Here is a 20,831-nt window from a genome sequence, read left to right as displayed (position 1 = left end):
TATGTGGGTAATAATCCTGTTAGTTTTGTAGATCCTGAAGGTACTGTTGTTGAAGGATTAGGCGTTGCATACGTACTTGGTGCTATTGGTTTCGGTGCAGGTTGTTCAGCATTTCTAACAGGAGATAAAGTTAAAATTTCGGCAGTTGGAGGTTTCGGGGGATTTCTTTTACTTACAAGTTTGGGACTTGCAACAGGTGGTGCTGCTTTTGGCGTAGCTGCATTAGCCACTGGTGCTTTGGGTACTGGTTTAGTAACTGGAGCAGGTGGTATTGGCTGTCTTGGAGGTGGAAATACTGCCCCATTACCAGAATCCGAATATCAAAGAGATGCAGAAGGTGGATTTGAAGATTCAGAAGGGCAGGTATGGCGACCACCTTCTTGTCCGCTAATCTTAGATCTAGATGGGGATGGTATCGAACTTACTTCCTTAGAAAACTCCGAAGTTTATTTCGATATCGATGGGGATGGATTTAGAGAAAAGACTGGCTGGTTAAAATCCGATGATGGTTTGCTGGTATTCGATCGCAACGGAGACGGTTATATTAACGATATTTCCGAACTATTTGGCAACCAAACCACAGGCGGTTTTAGCGAACTACGAGAACTAGACACCAACAACGACGGTCAAATTACCGCCGCCGATACCAACTTTGCCAATCTACAGGTATGGCGGGATTTCGATGGCGATGGACGTTCCGATGTTAACGAACTCTTCACCCTCGACGAATTGACCATCACTAAAATCGATGCGGTAGGCAATAGCGTTAATATCACTAACGAAGGTCATCTTATCGACGAAACAGCCAGCTTTGAATTAGCCGACGGCACGCAAAGAGAAGTAGCTAATGTCTGGTTTAACCTCAACCAATTCGATTCCTACTACGACCATAACTCCACTTTCAATCCCCCCGTCGTCCTAACCGAACAAATCCTCCAACTGCCCGACCTCAGAGGCTACGGTAACTTACCCAGCTTGCGGATTGCGATGGCAAACGATGAGACATTACTAAATTTAGTCCAATCGTTTGCCGATCATGTAAACTCTGGAGATTTAGCTGCTGCCCGTCAGCTAATGCGTCCTATCATGTACCGTTGGGCTGGAGTTGATGGGGTAGATCCTGTTGATGATTATCCCAATGCCGATATCGATCTCCAAGAATTAGGGTTTTTAGAAATTTTTGTGGGAAGAGATTGGAATAACGCCAATCCCAGCGCAGCAGGAGGAACAACCCTAGCCAATACCTACGAAAGACTCCAAGGAGATTTAGAAACCAGGCTGTTGGTTCAACTAAGCCAATCCCCCGTTACTTATAACACCACGGCTGAAGTTTACGAATTTTATGGCAGTTTAGATGAAGCCGTAGAATTGTTCGAGGGAGCAATTGTCGAGTCCCAAAACTCCGCCTCAGAAACCCTAGATATTCGAGCTTTGGCTTTGGCACAATACGTCCAACAAGAATCTGGAGTAAAACCAGACTGGGTTTTAGGAGATATCCTGAATGAAACTCTTAGGGGAGATGAAACTGAGAATAAATTATATGGCTTGTTAGGAAACGACTCTCTTTTTGGCGCAGGAGGCAACGACATCTACTATGGTGGCTTCGGCAACGATACTCTACAAGAAGGAAGTCAAAGCTACGACGTAGATACCCTAGATGGCGGCACTGGCGATGACACTTTATACGGTGCGGGGGGGAATGATATTTACCTCTTTAACAAAGGCTACGGTTCTGATACTATTTCCGACTCCGTACTCATTCCCCAATACGCTCGTCCTGCGAGAGTAGGTAGTGGTGGTGATGGGGATACGATTATCTTTGGCGATGATATTACCTCCAGCAATTTAACTTGGGACTTCAATGGAGTAGATCTTACTTTTTCCTTGACTGATTCCCCTGGAGATAGCTTGACCGTTGAAAATTATGTCAGCAGTTTATATCGTATTGAAAACATTCAAGTTGAAGGCAATCAATTAACTAAAGAGGAAATTATTGCCGAAAAAACTTGGCAGGATAGCACTGAAGCTAACGTTTTAAACTGGTCGGAAACGCCAATTTCTTTCCAAGGACTAGCAGGAGATGACAATATTACCACTGGCGATTACAACGATACTGTATTCGGCGGTGAGGGTAACGATAGACTAAATACTAGTAATGGCGACGATACCCTAGATGGTGGCATTGGCAACGATACTTTAAGTGCTGGAAACGGTAACAACTATTTAACTGCGGGGGATGGTGACGATTCTCTAACATCTGGTTCGGGAGAAGATACTCTATACGGTCACGCAGGAGACGATATCATCAGAGGTGGAGGCGGTAACGATTTCTACTACGGCGGTACTGGCAACGATACCCTACAAGAATACAGTCAAAGCTACGACGTAGATACCCTAGATGGTGGCACTGGAGATGACGTTTTATACGGTGCTGGAGGTAATGATATTTACCTGTTTAACAAAGGTTACGACTCCGATACCATTTCCGATTTTGTCATGATTCCTCAATACGCTCGTCCTGCGAGAGTAGGTAGTGGTGGTGATGGGGATACGATTATCTTTGGCGATGATATTACCCGCAGCAATTTAACTTGGGACTTTGACGGTAAAAATTTAACATTCACTCTAACTGACTCTCCCAATGACAGCCTAACTATCGAGAACTACTACAACTCTTTCTATCGCATTGAAAACATTGAGTTAGAAGGCAGTGCTTTAACCATTGATGAAATCTTCACCAATCGAACCTGGAGAGACACTAGCGAAACTAATTCTTTAAGTTGGCTAGATACTAGCATCAGCTACAAAGGATTAGGTGGAGATGACACTATTACTACTGGGGATTATGACGATAAAATCTGGGGCGATATAGGTAACGATGTAATTACTTCTGGTGGCGGTAACGATACTCTTTATGGTGCTGATGGCAATGACAACCTCAATAGTGGCGATGGAGATGATACCGTCAACGGTGGTCAAGGCGACGATACTTTAGGGGCTGGAAATGGCACTAATTATCTTAGTGGAAATTCAGGTAATGATTCTCTAGTATCGGGTTCGGGAGAAGATACCCTTCATGGCGATGCAGGAGACGACACCCTTAAAGGGGGAAGCAGAAACGATATTTATTATGGTGGTGACGGTAACGATCTAATTGACGACATCAGAAATAACTATGTCTCTTATACAAGCTACACAAATGACAGCGATACCTTGGATGGAGGAAGTGGCGATGATACCCTCAAAGGGGGTGGAGGTGACGACCTTTATATCTTCAACAAGGGCTATGGCAATGATGTCATCTCCGATCATAGTTATCGCGGCTTGGCTTACAGTGCAGATCCCGTATCGAGTGGTGGTACAAATGATACTCTCATCTTTGGTACTGGTATTACTCGCAGTAATTTAATCTCTAACTTTAACGGTAAAGATTTAATATTTACTCTGACAGATTCTCCTAATGACAGCCTAACCATCGAAAACTATTTCAACTCTATCTATCGCATTGAAAACATTGAAGTAGAAGGACAAACTCTTTCCTTAGAAGAAATTATGTCCTCTGCAGACAATCAAGATACTAGTAATTCCGATACCTTTACTTGGAACGAAACAGCAGTAGCCTTTAGAGGATTGGCTGGTAACGATTCCATCTCCTCTGGAAACTATGATGATACCCTTCGCGGTGACAACGGTGACGATACTTTAACCGCCAATGATGGCAATGATGTTTTACACGGTGACGATGGTAAAGACAAACTTTACGGTCAACTAGGGGACGATACCCTCTATGGCGGTCAAGGTAACGATACCTTAGTTGGAGATTTGGGTAATGATTCCCTTAACGGAGGTACGGAAAACGATAATATTAATGGGGGTGAAGGTAACGATACCCTAGATGGTGGCGATGGCAATGACAGGCTTTACGGTAAAGTCGGTAACGATGTCCTTAGAGGAGGGGCTGGTGATGACTACTTTAGCGGTCACGATGGCAACGACACCCTAGAAGGCGATGATGGCAATGATGATGTCAATGGTGGTGGGGGTAACGATCTCCTCTCTGGGGGACTAGGCGATGACACCATTAATGGTAATTCGGGCTACGATACCCTAACGGAATCAACAAACACTAACTTGACCTTAAGCGATACTCAATTGATTGGTAGGGGTAATGACAGTCTCAACAGTATTGAAGCGGCAAAACTAAGCGGTAACTATCAGAATAATCTTCTTGATGCTAGTGCTGCCAGTCAGATAAAAGTGACTCTTAGTGGCGGTAGTGGCAACGATACTTTGTATGGTGGCGGTCAAAACGATTTATTGAGTGGCTATAACGGTAATGATCGATCCTACGGAGGAGATGGTAACGATACTCTTTATGGCGGAGAAGGTAAGGATACTTTAGTAGGAGATGATGGAGATGATTCTCTTCGCGGTCATGGTGGCAACGACATCCTTAATGGGGGATTGGGTAACGATACTCTCAGAGGTGATGACGGCAACGACAAGCTTTACGGTAAGGAAGGAAATGACTCTCTTATCGGTGCTGCGGGGAATGATTACTTTAGCGGTCATTATGGAGATGATACTCTCTATGGCGGCGATGGTATCGACACTATTAATGGTGGAGCGGATGACGATAAACTCTTTGGTGGATTGGGCGACGATATCTTAACTGGTAATAGTGGAGCGGATATTTTTGTTCTGGAGATTGCTTCTGGTACGGATACCGTTAATGATTTTAAGGATGGAGAGGATCTGTTTGGTCTTCCTGCATCTTTGAGCTATGGGGGTTTGACTATTACCAATAGTTCTGGTGATGCGATAATTGCTGACAACAATAGTAATGTATTGGCAATTGTTAATAATGTCAGTGCTACGGATCTCACAGTGGATGATTTCACCACGATTTAAAACTAGAAATAGATAAATTCTTTTAGCTTTTAGGGTAGTAATGCCAAAACATTACTACCTTTTTAAACTTTGAACTACCGATAATTCCGTAAACAGGAACAAAGACAATCACTCCTCAAAATACCCCACCGCATCCCAATCATATGTATAATTCAATTTAAGCAGATAACTCATTATATAAAATGTATATAATAATAAAAGCCTTGATATTTAGACGTTGTATAAGATTTGGGTAATATAATGTTGGGGCGGCAATTAATATTTTAGAGGTCGGTGCGACCTTGATAGCTCGTGGAGTGTCCTCTGATGGGGACTTATTGAATTTCAATGAGTCTAATTATGACATTGCGAAGCGAGAATCCCCCACTATAGATAGTAGCGAAGTGAAAACGGAGCTAGTAGCTTAGTGGTGGGAGGTTCAATGTAAGTATTCAAAGCTATGAAAAAACTGGCGATCGCTAAAGTCGTTATGGATTATGGCTTATGAGTTAAAAATTGTTAGTTATTAAAAATTGAGAAATGAATGACAATTGACGATCGCTCAGTTGATAAAGGTTTCTAATTTTCTCTATATCTAAATAGCTGGTATCCGCACCGCGATTGAGAAATAGCCTGACTGCTGTAGCATTTTGTTGATAAATAGCTTGGGAAAAAGGAGTCTGACCTAAAGAATTTTTAGCATTAACATCAGCACCATTTGTGAGTAATATTTGTAAAATTTCAAATTTAGAATTAAAAGTACTAGTTCCATCTAAACTTTTAAATAAAGGTGTTTCCCCATGATGATTACGAGCATTAACATCTGCACCACTTTCAATTAGTAGTTTCATTTTGGCTACATCTTTAGAGTGAAATAAAGTAGGATTTCTTAAAAAGCGAAATACGGGACGATGTCCTAAACAGTGAAATAAAGGAGTATTTCCTGAGTTATTTTTAGCATTAACATCTGCGCCATTTTCAATCAGAACTCGAACTATTTCTAGATTATCTACCTCAAATAAAAGAGAGTTATTATCTTTAGTTTCTCTAGCATTAGCATCGATACCGCGATCTAATAATAGTTGGGCTATTTCTTGACTATTAGCATATAAAAAAACATTTTTATCATCTTTGCTTCGATCTCGAACATTAGCCCCATAGTCGAGTAATAATTTAACTATTTTTAGATTATTTTGCTTTAAAGCTTCAACTAGTGGAGTGTCATATTTACTTATACGTATAGTTTCCAATTGTCGCTCGCCAAGATTCACTTCAGCACCACTTTCTAATAATAGTCCGATCAAATCTATATTCCTTCTAGATATGGCATTGAACAAAGGGGTAGTTCCATATTGCCAAGATCGAGCGTTTGAATACTTAACTTGACTGTTAACATCAGCCCCGCGATCGATCAATAGTTCTGCTATTTCTTTAGATTTGACAAGAGTTAGAGGATTTACGCCATAGTTATTTTTATGTTTCGGATCGACACCAAGATCGAGGAACAATCGAACCATTGCTAGATTATCTGTAGTCACAGCGTTAAATAAAATATTGTTATTTTTTTGGTCTTTCCCTTGAAGATCTACACCGCGAGCGATTAATAATTTAACCAGATCTAGATTCCCTCTAGAAACAGCAGTAAATAATACTTTTTTATCTCCAGCTACATCCGCACCGCGATCGATTAATAACCTAGCTAAGACGATATCTTTTCTTTCAATAGCTTTTTCTAAAACGCTATTCCCTAAATTATTTTTGGCACTAACATTAGCACCGTTTTCAATTAACAATTTAGCCATTGCCAAATTATTAATATATCTATTGGTAATAACTCGATGTAAAACTGAATTACCTTGTTTATCTTTGGCATTAACATCTGCACCTTTAGCAATTAATAACTCAGCCAAATCAAGATCTCTAGTAACTAATAGTGGCGTATTAAAATAGGAATCTCGATGATTGATGTCAACGCCTTTTTCTAATAACATCTCGACTAATTCTGCTCGAAGCTTGGGCGATACCTCGTACATCATAACCACACAATGTAGAAGAGATGTTTTGTGATTAAATCTTCGATCAAGTGTAATATTAGCTTTTCCTCCATCTTCGATATAGCTTTCGATCGAATCGGGGCTAAAACACATTCTAGAAGGACTATATCCCAATCTACTGATAAAAAACCATTTATGAGTATTGAAGCCAGCTAACAAACCAATGGCTAAAGTAGCTATAGCAATATTCTTAATCAGCTTATTTGGTTGGCGATCGCAATTTTTACTCAACTCCCTCAAAGCAATGTTGGCATTATCAAATCTAGCTTCTAGATCTGGTTCTAAAATCTTTTCTAACCATTCAGCAAAGGGATCGTCAATATTAACAGCAGAGCGAAAATCTAACTGAAGAGTATCTTGGGGTAATTCCGCAGGAGATCTATGAGTTAATAAATATAATAAAGTTGCACCCAAGCTATATAAATCTGTGGCGGGTAATGCTTGTCCCCTAAATTGTTCGGGTGCCATATAACCATATGTTCCCACTACAGTACTTCCTTGCATTAATGTATTGTAGTAAGTATTTTTAACCGCACCAAAATCGACTAAATATATTTTGCCATCATCCCGACGAATTAGATTATTCGGTTTAATATCTCGATGAATTACGGGAGTTGCTAAAGAATGTAAATAAGCTAAAATTTCTAATACTTGTTGGGCAATATATTTAACTTCTTGTTCTGTAGCGCGCCAACCAGATTCGACTAATTGATGTAGAGATTTTCCTGGTGCTATTTCTTGTACCAAATAAAAGGCTTTATCTTTATCTGTCTCTAAATCGAAGTATTCAATATATTGGGGAATAGCAGGATGGTTTAATTGCTTTAATACTTCTGCCTCCCTTTGAAACAATTCTACTTGCTTCCAATTATCGAGTTGCCTGAGAGAAATAACTTTAATCGCCACAGGACAATTAGTTTCAAGAGCGATCGCCTTATAGGTAATAGCTACCCCACCTTGACCTAAAATTCCCCTAATGCGATATTTATCTTGAATAACTTCTGGAAAGCGATCGCTCGAAGACATTACTTTTGGCACAAATTCTGTAGTTGAGTCAACTTATCCTTAATTGTACCTGTAGTTATAATTTCTTCTGCCAATTGAAAACCCATTTCTAAACTAGTTGTTTGGGCAAAACGCCAAAGATAAAAACCGCCGTTCAAAATTGACGCAGGAAAAAGTTGATTTTGTTTGCCTTGAATGACTTCTTGAGTCAGAGATATAACCTGAGATTTAGATTCTAAGGACAGATCCGATCCCTGTAAATTATAGTCATGAGGATCTAATAAAAGACGCTCGAAATCATCATTTCCCATCCCCATGGCGATAATTCCCGTCCGACTGCGAGCTAGATCGCAACTACCTTCTAGACCTTTGACGAGGGTATAGTTTTGCGTATTTCTGATTTTAAAAGTCTTGCGGAAACGTTCTTCTGTAGGAGGATGGACGAAGCCCGCTACTAAGTGAGCATCTCCCGCAACGGGACACCAGGCTAATTCAGCACTAGCAAAGGGAGGACGTTTGCCTATTTGCTCGCGAAAAGTCACAAAATTGTGCGCCGCAGGAAAATGTCGGGGAAGATAAATGAAACCCACATTGCTTTGATTGTAAATTGTTTGGGTTCGCTCTAAATTAAAACCAGAAAAATCTACTCCCAAACCCTGCCAAATTTCAATTAGAGGGATGCCATATTTGGTCGGCATACAATCTCCTCCATGTAAAATTACTGGTACGCCAACTGCTGCTAACATCAGTGCAGTAACGATGGTAACGGGGACAGTACGAGCGCGCCCGTCATAAGGATTGCCCAAAACTACTGGATTGTATTGATGTTGGGGAAAAGGGCTAATTTTTTCTCCTAGTTCATCAAAGGCATCGAGGATACCTGCTATCTCTTCAGGAGTCGGTCTTTTAATACGATGAGCGATGGCAAACGCACCAATTTGAGCGGGAGTTGCTTCCTGTAAGAGCATCATTCTCGTTGCTAGCTTGGCTTCGCTGCGAGTTAAATCTTTGCTGGTGTGAGTCCCACTACCGACTCTTTTTAATAATTCTCGAAACTCATCGCTCATTATAGTTTTAGTTATTAGTTATTAGTTATTAGTTATTAGTTATTAGTCGTTATCAAGAGATACAAGTAACTTAATTTGAAATCGAATAGGCTGAGGTTAAATCTTGAGACTTGCCTAAATTCTTGACTAGTTGATAAAAATGGGCAATGGGAGGAATCATTAATCGATCGCTTGTGGTTACCATCACTACTTGACGAGTTAGGGCACTTTCTAATTTTTCTTGCTCCCCTAAGTTTTTTTGTAATTCGGCTTGAGCAATAGGACGAATGGCTAAAGTAGGATCGTTGTAAGAATCAATTAGAGCTTTGTGGGGTAATAAAGCGATGGTTTCTCCCTGTCGGATAACTCCTCGAAACGCATCTAAGGTATTCAACTCCATAGCAGTTTTGATCTGCACGTTTTGATTTCTAAACCAATCTTGCACTAATCTTTGCATTCCATAGCCGTCTTTAAAGACGATTTGGGGGTACTTTACCAACTCTAAAGGGGGTATTTTCTTTAGTTTACTTAGAGGGTGATTGGCAGCCATTAAAACATCAACCTGTTCTTCGTAGAGTATTTCCAACTCTATTTCTGCCGATGCAGTTAAGAAACGATTGTTCATTACGATCGCCACATCTATTAAACCATCTCTTAAAACTTTGAGGGCGCGATCGCTACCTAATGCAGTAACTCTTAACTGAACTTCAGGATAGTCAACACAAAATTGCTGTAATATAGGCGGTAAGTAATGGGCGCATACGGAATGAATGGCTGCAATACACAATTCGGGTTGTTTTCCTGCAATCAGATCGGCGCATTCTTGACTTGCTCTGCGCCATTCTAGACAAATTCTTTGAGCGCGGGGTAAGAGTTTTTCTCCCCCCAAAGTCAGTTTGGCTTGAGTACTACGATGAAATAATGGCAAGCCCAAATCTTGTTCTAAAGATTGTATCTGTCGGCTAATAGTTGATTGGGTTACTCCACACCTTTTTGCTGCTTGTCCGAAATTCCCTGTTTCTGTAATCGCTATAAAGGCTTGTAGTTGCTCTATTCGCATAAACTTCTCTTAAAGCAAGCAGCCACAATTTGGTGGCTTTTTTGTTACCTGACGAACATAGCCGATTTTTCGACTATATTTTGGTATAAAACAATACGTTTATCAATTACCCGCGATCGACTTTGGTATTACCGTAATCTTTTATTTCTAGATTTAACCATTTATATTCGGGAATAGTCAGAAAAGCTTTTGGTAGATTGACAATATGGGGCTGATATTGAAAAGTTTCCGTGTGTTCTAAGTTGAAGATATTTTTAACTATAGTTAAGTTATTATCTTTTTTATTGTAAGTAATAGCAGTATTGAATAGTAATTGCTGAATAAAATTATGTTTTAGCAGTAGATCGATGACAAAATCGATCGCAATTAGATAAATAGAAAAAGATGGGATAGAAAAATTATAGGCAAATGCCATCATTATTAAAAATATAAATAAAAATAACATCTGTATTGACAGGGCGATCGCTTTGTTTTTAATCAGAAATATACTGCTAAACCAGAACAACATATATAATTTACCAAACCAGTTGATCGAAGCGAAAATTGCCAAGCGATTTAAAACAGAAATAATACTCCAACCCAACCAAAAATAATAACCAGAATCAACCCGCTTTCTTTTGTATGGTGGTGGAATTTCGATATTTAATTGAGATTCTGTAGGTTTGATTTTTATCGAACTGTATCGAGGTTTAACAGCAATTTCGCAATCATATTCTGCTAAAGGTTTTTTATCTTGTAAAACTAATAATGCTATTTCACTTGTAGGAAAACGTTGTTTAATATTAGGTTCGATTAATTTATCGATCCAGCTAGCAAAATTCCCTTCAATCTTAACTTCATGGCGAAAATCAATTTTGAGTTTTTTCTGAGGCAAATCTACTGGTGGTTTACCAGTCAGCAAAAATAGTAAAGTACAACCCAAACCATATAAATCCGTAGACAATACCGCACCGCCGCGAAATTGTTCGGGTGCCATATAGCCATATGTTCCCACTACAGTACTACCCATTACTGTATGGTGATAGGTGTCTTGTACCGCACCAAAATCGACTAAAAATAATTTTCCCGTATCGGGTTGATAAATAATATTTTGGGGTTTAATATCTCGATGAATTACAGGGGGAGTTAATTGCTGTAGATATACTAAAATCTCTAATATTTGTTCGGGAATATTTTTGACTTCTTTTTCTTCTGGTATCCATCCCTGACTTATTAAATGAGCTAAAGATTGACCAGGGGCTAATTGTTGAACGATATAAAAATAGACATTATCATCGGTTTCTACTTGAAAATAATCGATGTATTTAGGAATATCAACACGATCTAACTGTTGTAATATTTTTGCTTCCCTTTCAAACAGTTCGATCTTTTTCCAATCTTCCAAACCCGTCAAAGATAAAGCTTTAATTGCCACGCGATCGCCCGTTTCTTTGTCTTCTGCCTCATAGGTAATACTACTCCCACCCTGTCCTAATTTATCTAAGATAGTATAGCGATCGTTAATTATTTTCATTTCTTTGATTTTTCAAATTTATTCGTTTCTAGAAAATGCTTGATTTGATCGTCATAATATTTACCGTATACATGAGTTTGTTTAAAAATTTCATAATCCAAGTATTTCGGATCTGCACCGTTGTCAATTAATAGTTGTATTAATTCTGGATCTCCTTGAGAAATTGCCACACTCTCTATGGCATCAGATAAAGGTGTCCGACCATAATTATTTTTTGCATTAACATCAGCACCATATTCAATAGCCAATGCCGCTACTTTTTTATTTCTAGTCCTAATTAAAAGAGTACTACCCCTACCATCTCTTGCATTAATATCAGCACCGTTTTCGAGTAAAAATTTTTTATATTCAAAATTATGACCCATTAATAAAGGAGTATATTTATGTTTATTTGCCGTATTAACATCAGCACCTCGTTTGATTAGTAGTTCAGCAATATCTAAATGATGAGTTTTTAATAATGCTGTTGAACCATATTCATTTCTAGCATGAATATCGGCATTATTGAAAATCAAAAGTTTTACAATATTTTTACGTTTTTCATTATTTTCTTCATTTGCCTTTTCAATAGCCTTTAAAAGAATTGAATGTCCAAATCGATCTATATTACTAACATTAGCATCATATTTAATTAGAAGTTCTACTACATCTTGTTGTCCTTTTAGTACTGCATTACTTAGTGGAGTAAGATGATATTCGTCTTTAAAATTAACATTAGCACCATGTTTGATTAATATCTCGGCTATTTCTATATCTTTAAGCTGAAATAAAGCTGTTTTATAACCTAATCTATACTTAATACGAGGTGTAATAAGTATTTGCTTTTCGACTTCGGCATTGACATCCGCTCCTCGATCTATCAGAAGTTCTATATTTTTTATTTTTTCTTCTTTTCTAAGTGAATTGTTTCTTAATACGCAAATTAATAAAGGAATATTTTGATTAATTATTGTATTAGTATAAGCATTTGCCTTACCACCTTTATCCAAATAGTAATTGAGAATATTAATATTCTCACAAATTCCAGATGGTAAATATCCTATATGACTTAAGAAAAACCATTTATAGGAATTAAATCCAGCAAACAAACTAATTAATAAAGCGATCGCACTAATACTAGTAATAAACTTTCTCTTTTTCTTTTGTTGGCTTTTATCTAATTCAGCTAAAGCCGTATCAGCATTACTAAATCTATCTTCAAGATCTGGTTCTAATATCTTCTCTAGCCAGTCAGCAAAACTATCGTCAATATTTATATAATTCCTAAAATCTAACTTTAAAGTATCTTGAGGTAATTCCGTAGGAGATCTATGGGTTAATAAATATAATAAAGTCGCACCTAAACTATATAAATCCGTAGGGGGTAATGCTTTTCCTCGAAACTGTTCGGGAGACATATAACCGTATGTTCCCACTACAGTACTTCCTTGCATTAAAGTATTGTAGTAAGTATTTTTTACCGCACCAAAGTCTACTAGATATATCCTTCCTTCATCGCTACGAATCAGATTATTTGGTTTAATATCTCGATGAATTACGGGAGGATCTAAAGAGTGTAAATAGGATAATATTTTTAATACTTGTCGGGCGATATCTTTTACTTCTTTTTCTGTCGCCCGCCAACCAGAATCAACTAATTGATGTAATGATTTTCCTGGGGCTATTTCCTGTACTAAATAAAAAAGCTTGTCTTTATCTGTCTCAATCGTAAAGTAATCAATATATTTAGGAATAGCAGGATGTTCTAATTGCTTTAATACTTCTGCTTCTCGCTCAAATAATTCAATTTGCTTCCAGTCGTCGAGTTGCTTGAGAGAAATAACTTTAATCGCTACCGCAGAATTAGTTTCCAAAGCGATCGCACTATAAGTAATAGCAACACCGCCCTTTCCTAAAACTTCTGTAATGCGGTATTTATCTTTAATAATTTCTTGTGGTTGATAAAGACTGGACATTTATAGTAAGACATTTATAATTCCTACTATTATATTGTTTGCAATTAAAGACTGGGATAACTTTAGTTAGGATAAACTATTAACGGCGATCGCAATTTTAATAAATTTGTTTTCCGAATTTTAAGAAATTTGAACAAGAGTTGGATCGAGAAAAACAATTAAACCTAATAAATAACTATGACCATATCTCATAAAATTAGAGCGATCGCACCTGAAGATATTCCTGCTTTAAAAACGGTAATCGAAGCTAATGACTTGTTTCCAGCAGATATGTTAGATGAGATGGTATTGGGATATTTTCAGAATGAAAATAACGATGAATTTTGGTTCACTTACGAAGATGAAAAAGCGATCGCCATAGGCTATTGTGCGCCAGAAAAAATGACCGAAGGAACTTGGAATTTATATTTAATTGCCGTACATCCAGACTATCAAGGGAAAGGGATTGGTACTGCGATGCTAAACTATATCGAGCAAATATTGATAAACAAGGGAGAGCGAGTTTTGTTGGTAGAGACTTCTGGATTAGCTAGTTTTGCCCCGACACGCAATTTTTATACTAAGTGCGGTTATGAAGAAGAAGCACGCATTAGGGAATTTTATCAAGCGGAAGAAGATAAAATTATCTTTCGTAAAGCTTTAAATAGATAAATCAAATCGTTATATTTTTAACTGTTAATGAACTGGACACATTTTTTTCTTTTCGATACTTTAAATTTACTCTGGCTGGCAGTTGGGCTATTTATTGCGGGAGTGTTGGAAGCTTTTTTATGGAAAACTCCCTTATTTCAATTGTTAAATATTCCCATTCAAACTAAATGGTTTGGAGCAAATAAAAAATGGCGGGGATTAATTAGTTTGCCCTTGGCAATGTTAGCTAGTGTTTATTTGATTAGTTTTATGGAAAAAGTAATTCCCAATCTTCCTCAAAATGCAATCCTATTTTCTGATTTCAATTTATTAGAATTTGGTTTGCTAGTAGGATTTATCTTTAACTTATCGGAATTGCCCAATTCCTTTATTAAGCGTCGCTTAGAGATTCCCCCAGGAGATGAAAGCAGCAAACTGTTTTATTTCATCGATCACATGGACTCTACTTATGGGGTATTAATTCTTTGGTATTTATATTTTCATTTTCCTTTACACTTGATTATTGTTGGAGCAATTGTTACTCCTTTATTATTTATGGGAGCAACAGAGTTGAGGAAAAAATTGGGTCTAAAATAACCTCTGAATATAAATATATCTATAGATAGATGTTTTTTGGTTAAAGAGATAAATTCTAAAAGATCGCTCCGTTAGTCTAGCTGGGATCGAGTAAATATTTGTAAAATAAGACGGAAAAATCTAACTTTAAACTATCCTTAGATTATCTGTTATCAAAACATCATAATTAAAAATAATAGTAACAAAAAGTACAGTTAAAAAGTTTTGATAGAGATATTTTTCAGTTATTAGTTAGTATTTTTCAAGAAAATGTTTAATCTACTTAATGTCCTATTTGCTTTTATAGTAGTAGGAATTTTATTGTTAGTAGCGCGATTTATTAAGCATAAAATAAGGTTATTTCAAACTCTATACTTACCAGAATCAATTATTGCTGGGGCGATCGCTTTACTCCTTGGAACGGGAGTTTTAGGCGCGATCGCTGTTAGTTCTGGTGCAGATCCCAACTCCTACATTGCAGGGGGTTTATTTCCCGAAGAAATGCGTACGGTATGGTCCCAAGCCCCAGGAGTCTTTATTAATATTGTGTTTGCAGCTTTGTTTTTAGGAGAACACATTCCCAATCCTAAAGATATTTGGCGCAAAACTGCCCCTCAAGTAGCTTTTGGTCAAACCTTGGCGTGGGGACAGTACGTATTGGGCATTCTAGTTACATTGTTGGTTTTGACTCCTTTATTTGGGATCAATCCCATTGCAGGGGCGTTAATTGAAATCGGCTTTGAAGGGGGACACGGTACAGCTGGGGGGATGGCTGACACTCTAACAGAATTGGGCTTTACTGAAGGAGGCGACCTAGCTTTAGGTTTGGCTACTGTAGGGATTATTTCGGGAATTATTTTTGGTACGGTATTAGCTCATTGGGGACGTAGCAAAGGTTATATTCAATCCGAACCCGTATCGGTCACAGAGGGCGACGCACAATTCCAAGAAACAGCACCTACTGAGTCTGGTAGGGTTGTTGCCAGAAGAACGGAACTAATGAGAAACTTCCTGATCGATCCCCTTTCTCTGAACTTCGGTTTTACAGGAATGGCGATCGCAATTGGTTGGATTATTCTTCAAATTCTTACTTTAATTGAATCGGCTACTTGGGGACGCAACGATCTGGAATTGATCGGTGCAATCCCTCTATTTCCTATGGCTTTGATTGGAGGCATCATCATTCAAGTAATCATGAAACGCTTGGACTTAGATGTCTTAATTATTAGAAGACTGCAAGAACGAATTGCTGGGGTAGCCTTAGACCTTTTAGTAGTAACTGCTTTAGCTTCGATCAATTTGGCAGTATTAGGTGCAAATATCGGTGTATTTTTAACTCTGTCTATTGTCGGTATTGTTTGGAACGTCTTGGCGTTTATGTATCTAGCTCCTCGAATTCTTCCCGTATATTGGTTTGAAAGGGGTATTGGAGACATGGGACAGTCTATGGGGGTAACTGCTACAGGTATCTTGTTGATTCGCATGGTCGATGCTGACAACCGCACGGGAGCATTTGAAAGTTTTGCTTACAAACAATTATTCTTTGAACCAATTGTCGGTGGCGGTTTATTTACGGCTGCTGCACCTACTTTAATCGATCGCTTTGGTTCGGTATCTATATTGTTATTAACCGCAGGGTTATTAGTTTTTTGGCTAATTTTTGGCATTATTAATTGTAAGCGTACCTTAAAGAAACTACAGGAAGAACAAAGAGAAAGAGAGCCACAAACTACTGTTGTTGGTTAGGTTATAAATGGAATAATTGACAATTAATTAAACCAAGATATCAGTTTTTTACAATCGCTTTCTAAGCGATTTTTTCTCGATTTAAGTTCTTCTATTTCTTCTTCGATCGCATCTAGTTTGATTTGAGCTAATTGGGCTAGGCGATCGAATTCTTGTTGATATTTCTGATTTTGCCTATCTATACTGGTTATTAAAGTATTAATGAGTTGCTCGACTATCAGGCGAACGAGATTTTGATATTTATTATAAAGAGTTCTATGTAGTTCTTTTTTGTGCTGTTTTAGTTTAAGAGTTTTAATATTCTGTCCCGTTATAATATTGATAATTTGAAAAATTAGAATAAAAAAACCAATATATTTGCCAGTACCAAAATATAGTTTGGTTACTAAATAGATGGCAGTTCCAATCCCTGCCGAGATCGACATTTTTAACCAACTACTTTGTAGATAATTATAATCAAAAACTATTCTACTATTAATTTTTAAGCAATAAGAGTCGATAAAATCGCTCAATTCCAGTTGAGGAGATATTTCCCGCTCGAAATCTATGGTTATCAATTGAAGATCTGATAATTCTAACAAATTAATTGCGGTCAACTGATTTTTAGCTTGTTGAATAAAACTATTAAATCCGCCATCAGCATAATAATAATTAAGATTATGCCATTGAGATTTTAAGGTATTAATTACCTGCTGTTGGTATAATCCTAAAATATAACTATGAAAATATTCTAGAGAATTATCTTTCTCGATCGCACAGTAAAGATAGGTTTTTCCTTCTTCCTTGACTACTTTTATTTCAGATTGCTCGATAGTTTGCTGTAGTTGAAATAGCCAGCTATCGGGGAGAAAAATGTTGAAATAGTTACTACGAGATTGATTTATTTTTTGTTTGAGAAAAAGAATTTTTTGCTGTTGTTGCTTATGGATTTGATTGAAAGTTTTATTAACAATCTGCTGCCGATAGTGGTGTATTCCTCGACCTTGTAAAGATGTTTGCTTGATTCTATTGATTTTTTGCTGATTACCTTTCTTAGTTTGAGCAAAAAAATCTCTTATTTCAGCAAGAGTTTCATCATTACACTGTCGAAGTAATCGTTGTTTAATTGTTGGCGATCGCTCTAGTAAAAACTGTTTATAAGCAGTAATTTGCTCTCGGCAATTAAAATCCCAAAAATTATTAAATAAAATACTTTCTCGATCTATTTCTGAATATTTCTGCGCTTCAAACCACTCAATTGAATTACTGATTAAATCACTGGACTTATTATGAGAAACTAAAATAAATAAAGTAATATTGTTTTTTTTAGCAGCATTAATTAATTTACGTTGATGGTTAGATATCTGCTTATGGGAAGAATAAATTAGGAAGATAATGCTACAGCGAGCTACTATTTGGGTAATATTTACCTGGGAAAAAACTTCAAAATCGTAAAGCGATCGCAATATTCCATCAGATTCGCCGATCGCTTGTAATTCTAAACCCATTTGATTGGGAAAACTGACTATTTTAATAATAGGTTTACAACTTTTTTGGATATTTTTAATCCTCGAATCCAGTTGATTAATTAGATTTACATAACTAGGTTCTGATTCAACATTTTTTTGCAGATAATTTCTACTTCTCTCTAGATTAGCGATCGATTGATGCCAAAAATATTCGTCGGATTTCATCTTCGTCAGTCGAACAACACAGTAATTTTAATTGGTTATTTATAATATTTTTGTTCGAGAGAAATAGAAATAATAATTATTTATTCGCTAATATTTTAAGTAAGTAGGCATAATAACTTATTAGGCATATGGCAACGATTCACAAATTATGGGGTCATATCGCCCTCTATCCCAATGTTAGTGAAGGTTTTGGATGTAACATCTGAGAAGGCGAAGCGATCGATAGTTAAACTATTTTTTAGTTTTTCAAGACTTTGGTAAAAAACTTTTAGCTCTGCGGCGTGAGAATTCAAGCTAGAATTTCTGAGCATTACGTCATAATTTTTGGCACATCCAAACACTCGATATTTGCACATCAAAACCTGATTTTTCATATGCCCTTCTAGCAGGAAGATGACTTTGATCTCCTCCTGTTGCGACTGTGGCAACCTGCATTCCAGATTCTTTCATAATCTTTATTGCATATTTATACATTTCAGTACCGAATCCCTTTCCAGAGTAGTCTGGATGTACTGCATTTAATCCGATCTCGCCTACTTTTGTTTCGTTATCAAGTTGTACCGATACAAATCCAATGACTTCTTGTGATAATTCAAGAACAAATAACTGCCATACAGAATCAGGAGCAAGCATTGAACTAAGCAATTTATCTTGCTGATTGTCTTCTGGTTCTTGTGCTAGTGAATAAATTTTATCTCCTAGTATATTTCGGAAAGAGGCGAATACAGGTCTAAACGCTTTTTGCCGAATGTTCTCCATTGTTGGCAGATCGTTATTATTTGCTAAGCGAATAGTAAATTCTTGGTTCATATTGGGCGTATGCTTCAGTAAGCCTAACTATTTATGATTATCTGATTATCATTCCTTATTGGCGTATGACCACTTTCGGAGCAATTTTACCGAAAGAAATAATGGTGTATTCCGAGAGTTCTTAAAGATTAACTCAGTTTATACTTCAATGGTTTTACCAAATGGGTTGGTTTTGGCCGTGGAATGATTCAGCAGAATAGTCGAGAAGAACAGCGTAAGATTATCAAATACAATCATTTAGTTTCTAATTGCCTGATTTTCTACAATGTATTTGAGATTAGTCGAATCTTGCAGGAGTATATTCAAGCAGGGAATACAATTGAAGAGGAAATTATTGGTGTGTTAAGCCCTTATATTACCAAGCATATCAATCGTTTTGGTAGCTACAGTCTCGATCTAAATCGAAAACCTCCAACTCTTGATTTTGGATTCTCTCTGATTCCTAGTTCTTAGTCTTTTGAGATGTAGTTGCAAAAAATACAAAACTCAAAAACACTCAGGATAAGGGTTAAAGGTCGATATGACCCTTTGATTTACGAATCGTGGTCATACGCCAGTTCAAAATTAGTTTTTCAATCATTAGTAACTCATTAGAGTTTTTTTCTTGAATACTATTGTTGTTTAAATTTTAAGTACTAAAGGTGATTAAGACCTTACTCTTTTTTTCTCAGTTTTCTAACCATCTCAAACAATAGTTGACACCCAAAAGCAAGTAAAGGATATTACAGTCTTTTCATGATACATCTAAAAACCTCTCTTTTTTTGCTTTTATATTCAGAAGTGAGTAAGTTTTGAGTAAAGCACCGCCTTAAAATCGTGAAAGTAAGAGTCGGTGCTAAACCTGAAGGGATGGGCGAAGAGAGACTCGAACTCTCACGATTTCTCGCCACATTTTGAGTATTGAAGTACCTAATTTATCTCGCGCCCGAATAATTAGCGAAAGCATTAGTACGTATACATTCTAAGATGTAACTCAAAATATACTTCAAGGCAATACAAAACGGTAATTTTTCCAAAAATGGGTCAGAAATGGGTCTGGTTTAGGTCAGAAATATATATTACAAGTGTATATATATCAGAAGAAGACCAAAATAGGACGAGTCACGATCGAACAACATGGCGGTGGTTATAGATTAAGGTTTACGTACCCGAAAAAGCATCGACACGAAATTAAAATCTCGAATGTAACAGATGAAAGTTATTTAATCGCTCTTAAACGCGCACGCCAGATTAACTCCGATATTGATAATGATTGTTTTGACTTTGAATATATTAAATATAAGCCAGAGTTAGCCAAAACTATTAATGTCATATCAAAAAAAGCGGTCGAGGTTAAACCCAAGCCTAAACCCAAACCCAAAACCATCAAAATAAATGATGTCTGGGATCGATACAAAAAGACTAACAAGTTGATAACAGGAAAGACAACACAGATGTCTACCTGGAAACAAACGGATAATTGTCTGGCAAAAGTTTCTGAAAAGTCATTACCGATCGATAATACTGATTTATTAGTATCTGAATTACTGGAAATTTATTCTGTTGGTACATTGGGACGAGTATTCGCCAATCTAAAGGCAGCTTGTAATCACGCAATCAGAAATAAACTTATTCGCGATAATCCTTATGTGGGTTTAAAACTTCCCAAGCTACCTAAAAATAAGATTGAATGCTATGAATCAGACGAAATAAAAATAATACTCGAAGCTTTTAAGTCAGATGAATATGTGAGTAAATACGCCAGAGTTCCTCATTCGTATTACTATCCATACGTTAAGTTCGTAGCTTTAACCTTTTGTCGTCCAGAAGACGCGATCGCTCTTACTTGGGATGATATACGTACCAAAAGTAATGGAACATTCATAACCTTTTC

11 protein-coding genes, 1 tRNA gene and 2 pseudogenes are annotated in these 20,831 nt (G+C 37.1%); 6 read left to right on the top strand and 8 right to left on the bottom strand.

All coding sequences use genetic code 11. The annotated features are described in order from the left end of the window. Positions 1–4,911, top strand: a 4,911-nt coding sequence (locus AC33VI_RS11180) for a calcium-binding protein (protein WP_491782339.1), incomplete at its 5' end; no start/stop codon positions are given. Positions 4,912–5,399: 488 nt separating this feature from the next. On the opposite strand, the gene AC33VI_RS11175 is transcribed toward AC33VI_RS11180, so the two are convergent. The 5 genes from AC33VI_RS11175 to AC33VI_RS11155 all read right to left on the bottom strand — a co-directional run bounded on the left by AC33VI_RS11175 (position 5,400) and on the right by AC33VI_RS11155 (position 13,523). Beyond that, entirely contained in the window at positions 5,400–7,982 is a 2,583-nt protein-coding gene (locus tag AC33VI_RS11175; protein ID WP_491782338.1) for an ankyrin repeat domain-containing protein, read from the bottom strand. Then, positions 7,970–9,016 (bottom strand): anthranilate phosphoribosyltransferase family protein, encoded by a 1,047-nt coding sequence (locus AC33VI_RS11170; RefSeq protein ID WP_491782337.1) that lies wholly within the window; start codon positions 9,014–9,016, stop codon positions 7,970–7,972. The genes AC33VI_RS11175 and AC33VI_RS11170 overlap by 13 nt, the downstream gene beginning before the upstream one ends. Positions 9,017–9,086: 70 nt before the next feature. Continuing rightward, the gene (locus tag AC33VI_RS11165; RefSeq protein ID WP_491782336.1) at positions 9,087–10,055 is read right to left on the bottom strand and encodes a LysR family transcriptional regulator; all 969 of its coding nucleotides are present in this window, start codon (positions 10,053–10,055) and stop codon (positions 9,087–9,089) included. 106 nt (positions 10,056–10,161) lie between these two features. Then, complete coding sequence (locus tag AC33VI_RS11160) at positions 10,162–11,568, bottom strand: serine/threonine protein kinase (protein ID WP_491782335.1); 1,407 nt, start codon at positions 11,566–11,568, stop codon at positions 10,162–10,164. Then, positions 11,565–13,523 carry a protein kinase domain-containing protein gene (locus AC33VI_RS11155; protein WP_491782334.1) on the bottom strand — a complete coding sequence of 653 codons (1,959 nt, stop codon included), beginning with the start codon at positions 13,521–13,523 and terminating at the stop codon, positions 11,565–11,567. The genes AC33VI_RS11160 and AC33VI_RS11155 overlap by 4 nt, the downstream gene beginning before the upstream one ends. Positions 13,524–13,700: 177 nt before the next feature. On the opposite strand from AC33VI_RS11155, the gene AC33VI_RS11150 reads away from it, so the two are divergent. From AC33VI_RS11150 to AC33VI_RS11140, 3 genes are all read left to right on the top strand, one after another. Beyond that, a complete protein-coding gene (locus AC33VI_RS11150) occupies positions 13,701–14,174 on the top strand; it encodes a GNAT family N-acetyltransferase (protein WP_491782333.1) in 474 nt (157 codons plus the stop codon). A 27-nt stretch (positions 14,175–14,201) separates the two neighbouring features. Next, on the top strand, positions 14,202–14,750 hold the full coding sequence (locus AC33VI_RS11145; protein ID WP_491782332.1) for a CDP-archaeol synthase: 549 nt from the start codon (positions 14,202–14,204) through the stop codon (positions 14,748–14,750). A 249-nt stretch (positions 14,751–14,999) separates the two neighbouring features. Then, positions 15,000–16,475, top strand: coding sequence for a sodium/glutamate symporter (locus tag AC33VI_RS11140; protein ID WP_491782331.1), 1,476 nt, complete (start codon positions 15,000–15,002; stop codon positions 16,473–16,475). Between the two features lie 23 nt (positions 16,476–16,498). Here the strand turns inward: AC33VI_RS11140 and AC33VI_RS11135 are convergent, their stop codons facing one another. Both AC33VI_RS11135 and AC33VI_RS11130 read right to left on the bottom strand, forming a co-directional pair. After that, positions 16,499–18,148, bottom strand: coding sequence for a hypothetical protein (locus AC33VI_RS11135; protein ID WP_491782330.1), 1,650 nt, complete (start codon positions 18,146–18,148; stop codon positions 16,499–16,501). Between the two features lie 315 nt (positions 18,149–18,463). Beyond that, complete coding sequence (locus AC33VI_RS11130; RefSeq protein WP_491782329.1) at positions 18,464–18,958, bottom strand: GNAT family N-acetyltransferase; 495 nt, start codon at positions 18,956–18,958, stop codon at positions 18,464–18,466. 144 nt (positions 18,959–19,102) lie between these two features. On the opposite strand from AC33VI_RS11130, the pseudogene AC33VI_RS11125 reads away from it, so the two are divergent. Then, positions 19,103–19,411 (top strand): annotated as a pseudogene (locus AC33VI_RS11125) (Tn3 family transposase); the annotation flags it as partial. A gap of 397 nt (positions 19,412–19,808) precedes the next feature. On the opposite strand, the gene AC33VI_RS11120 reads toward AC33VI_RS11125, so the two are convergent. Beyond that, positions 19,809–19,885 (bottom strand) — tRNA-Leu (locus AC33VI_RS11120). Between the two features lie 506 nt (positions 19,886–20,391). On the opposite strand from AC33VI_RS11120, the pseudogene AC33VI_RS11115 reads away from it, so the two are divergent. After that, positions 20,392–20,831 (top strand): annotated as a pseudogene (locus AC33VI_RS11115) (tyrosine-type recombinase/integrase); the annotation flags it as partial.

The sequence above is a fragment of the Waterburya sp. genome (assembly GCF_058530065.1).
The sequence above is the reverse complement of the archived record's forward strand: the minus strand, read 5'-3'. Positions and strand labels throughout refer to the sequence as shown.

Excerpts from the sequence above, each read along its gene's own strand:
- AC33VI_RS11140 (WP_491782331.1), top strand. The coding sequence starts at position 15,000 with ATGTTTAATCTACTTAATGTCCTATTTGCTTTTATAGTAGTAGGAATT.
- AC33VI_RS11150 (WP_491782333.1), top strand. The coding sequence starts at position 13,701 with ATGACCATATCTCATAAAATTAGAGCGATCGCACCTGAAGATATTCCT.
- AC33VI_RS11130 (WP_491782329.1), bottom strand. The coding sequence starts at position 18,958 with ATGAACCAAGAATTTACTATTCGCTTAGCAAATAATAACGATCTGCCA.
- AC33VI_RS11160 (WP_491782335.1), bottom strand. The coding sequence starts at position 11,568 with ATGAAAATAATTAACGATCGCTATACTATCTTAGATAAATTAGGACAG.
- AC33VI_RS11155 (WP_491782334.1), bottom strand. The coding sequence starts at position 13,523 with ATGTCCAGTCTTTATCAACCACAAGAAATTATTAAAGATAAATACCGC.
- AC33VI_RS11135 (WP_491782330.1), bottom strand. The coding sequence starts at position 18,148 with ATGAAATCCGACGAATATTTTTGGCATCAATCGATCGCTAATCTAGAG.
- AC33VI_RS11170 (WP_491782337.1), bottom strand. The coding sequence starts at position 9,016 with ATGAGCGATGAGTTTCGAGAATTATTAAAAAGAGTCGGTAGTGGGACT.
- AC33VI_RS11165 (WP_491782336.1), bottom strand. The coding sequence starts at position 10,055 with ATGCGAATAGAGCAACTACAAGCCTTTATAGCGATTACAGAAACAGGG.
- AC33VI_RS11145 (WP_491782332.1), top strand. The coding sequence starts at position 14,202 with ATGAACTGGACACATTTTTTTCTTTTCGATACTTTAAATTTACTCTGG.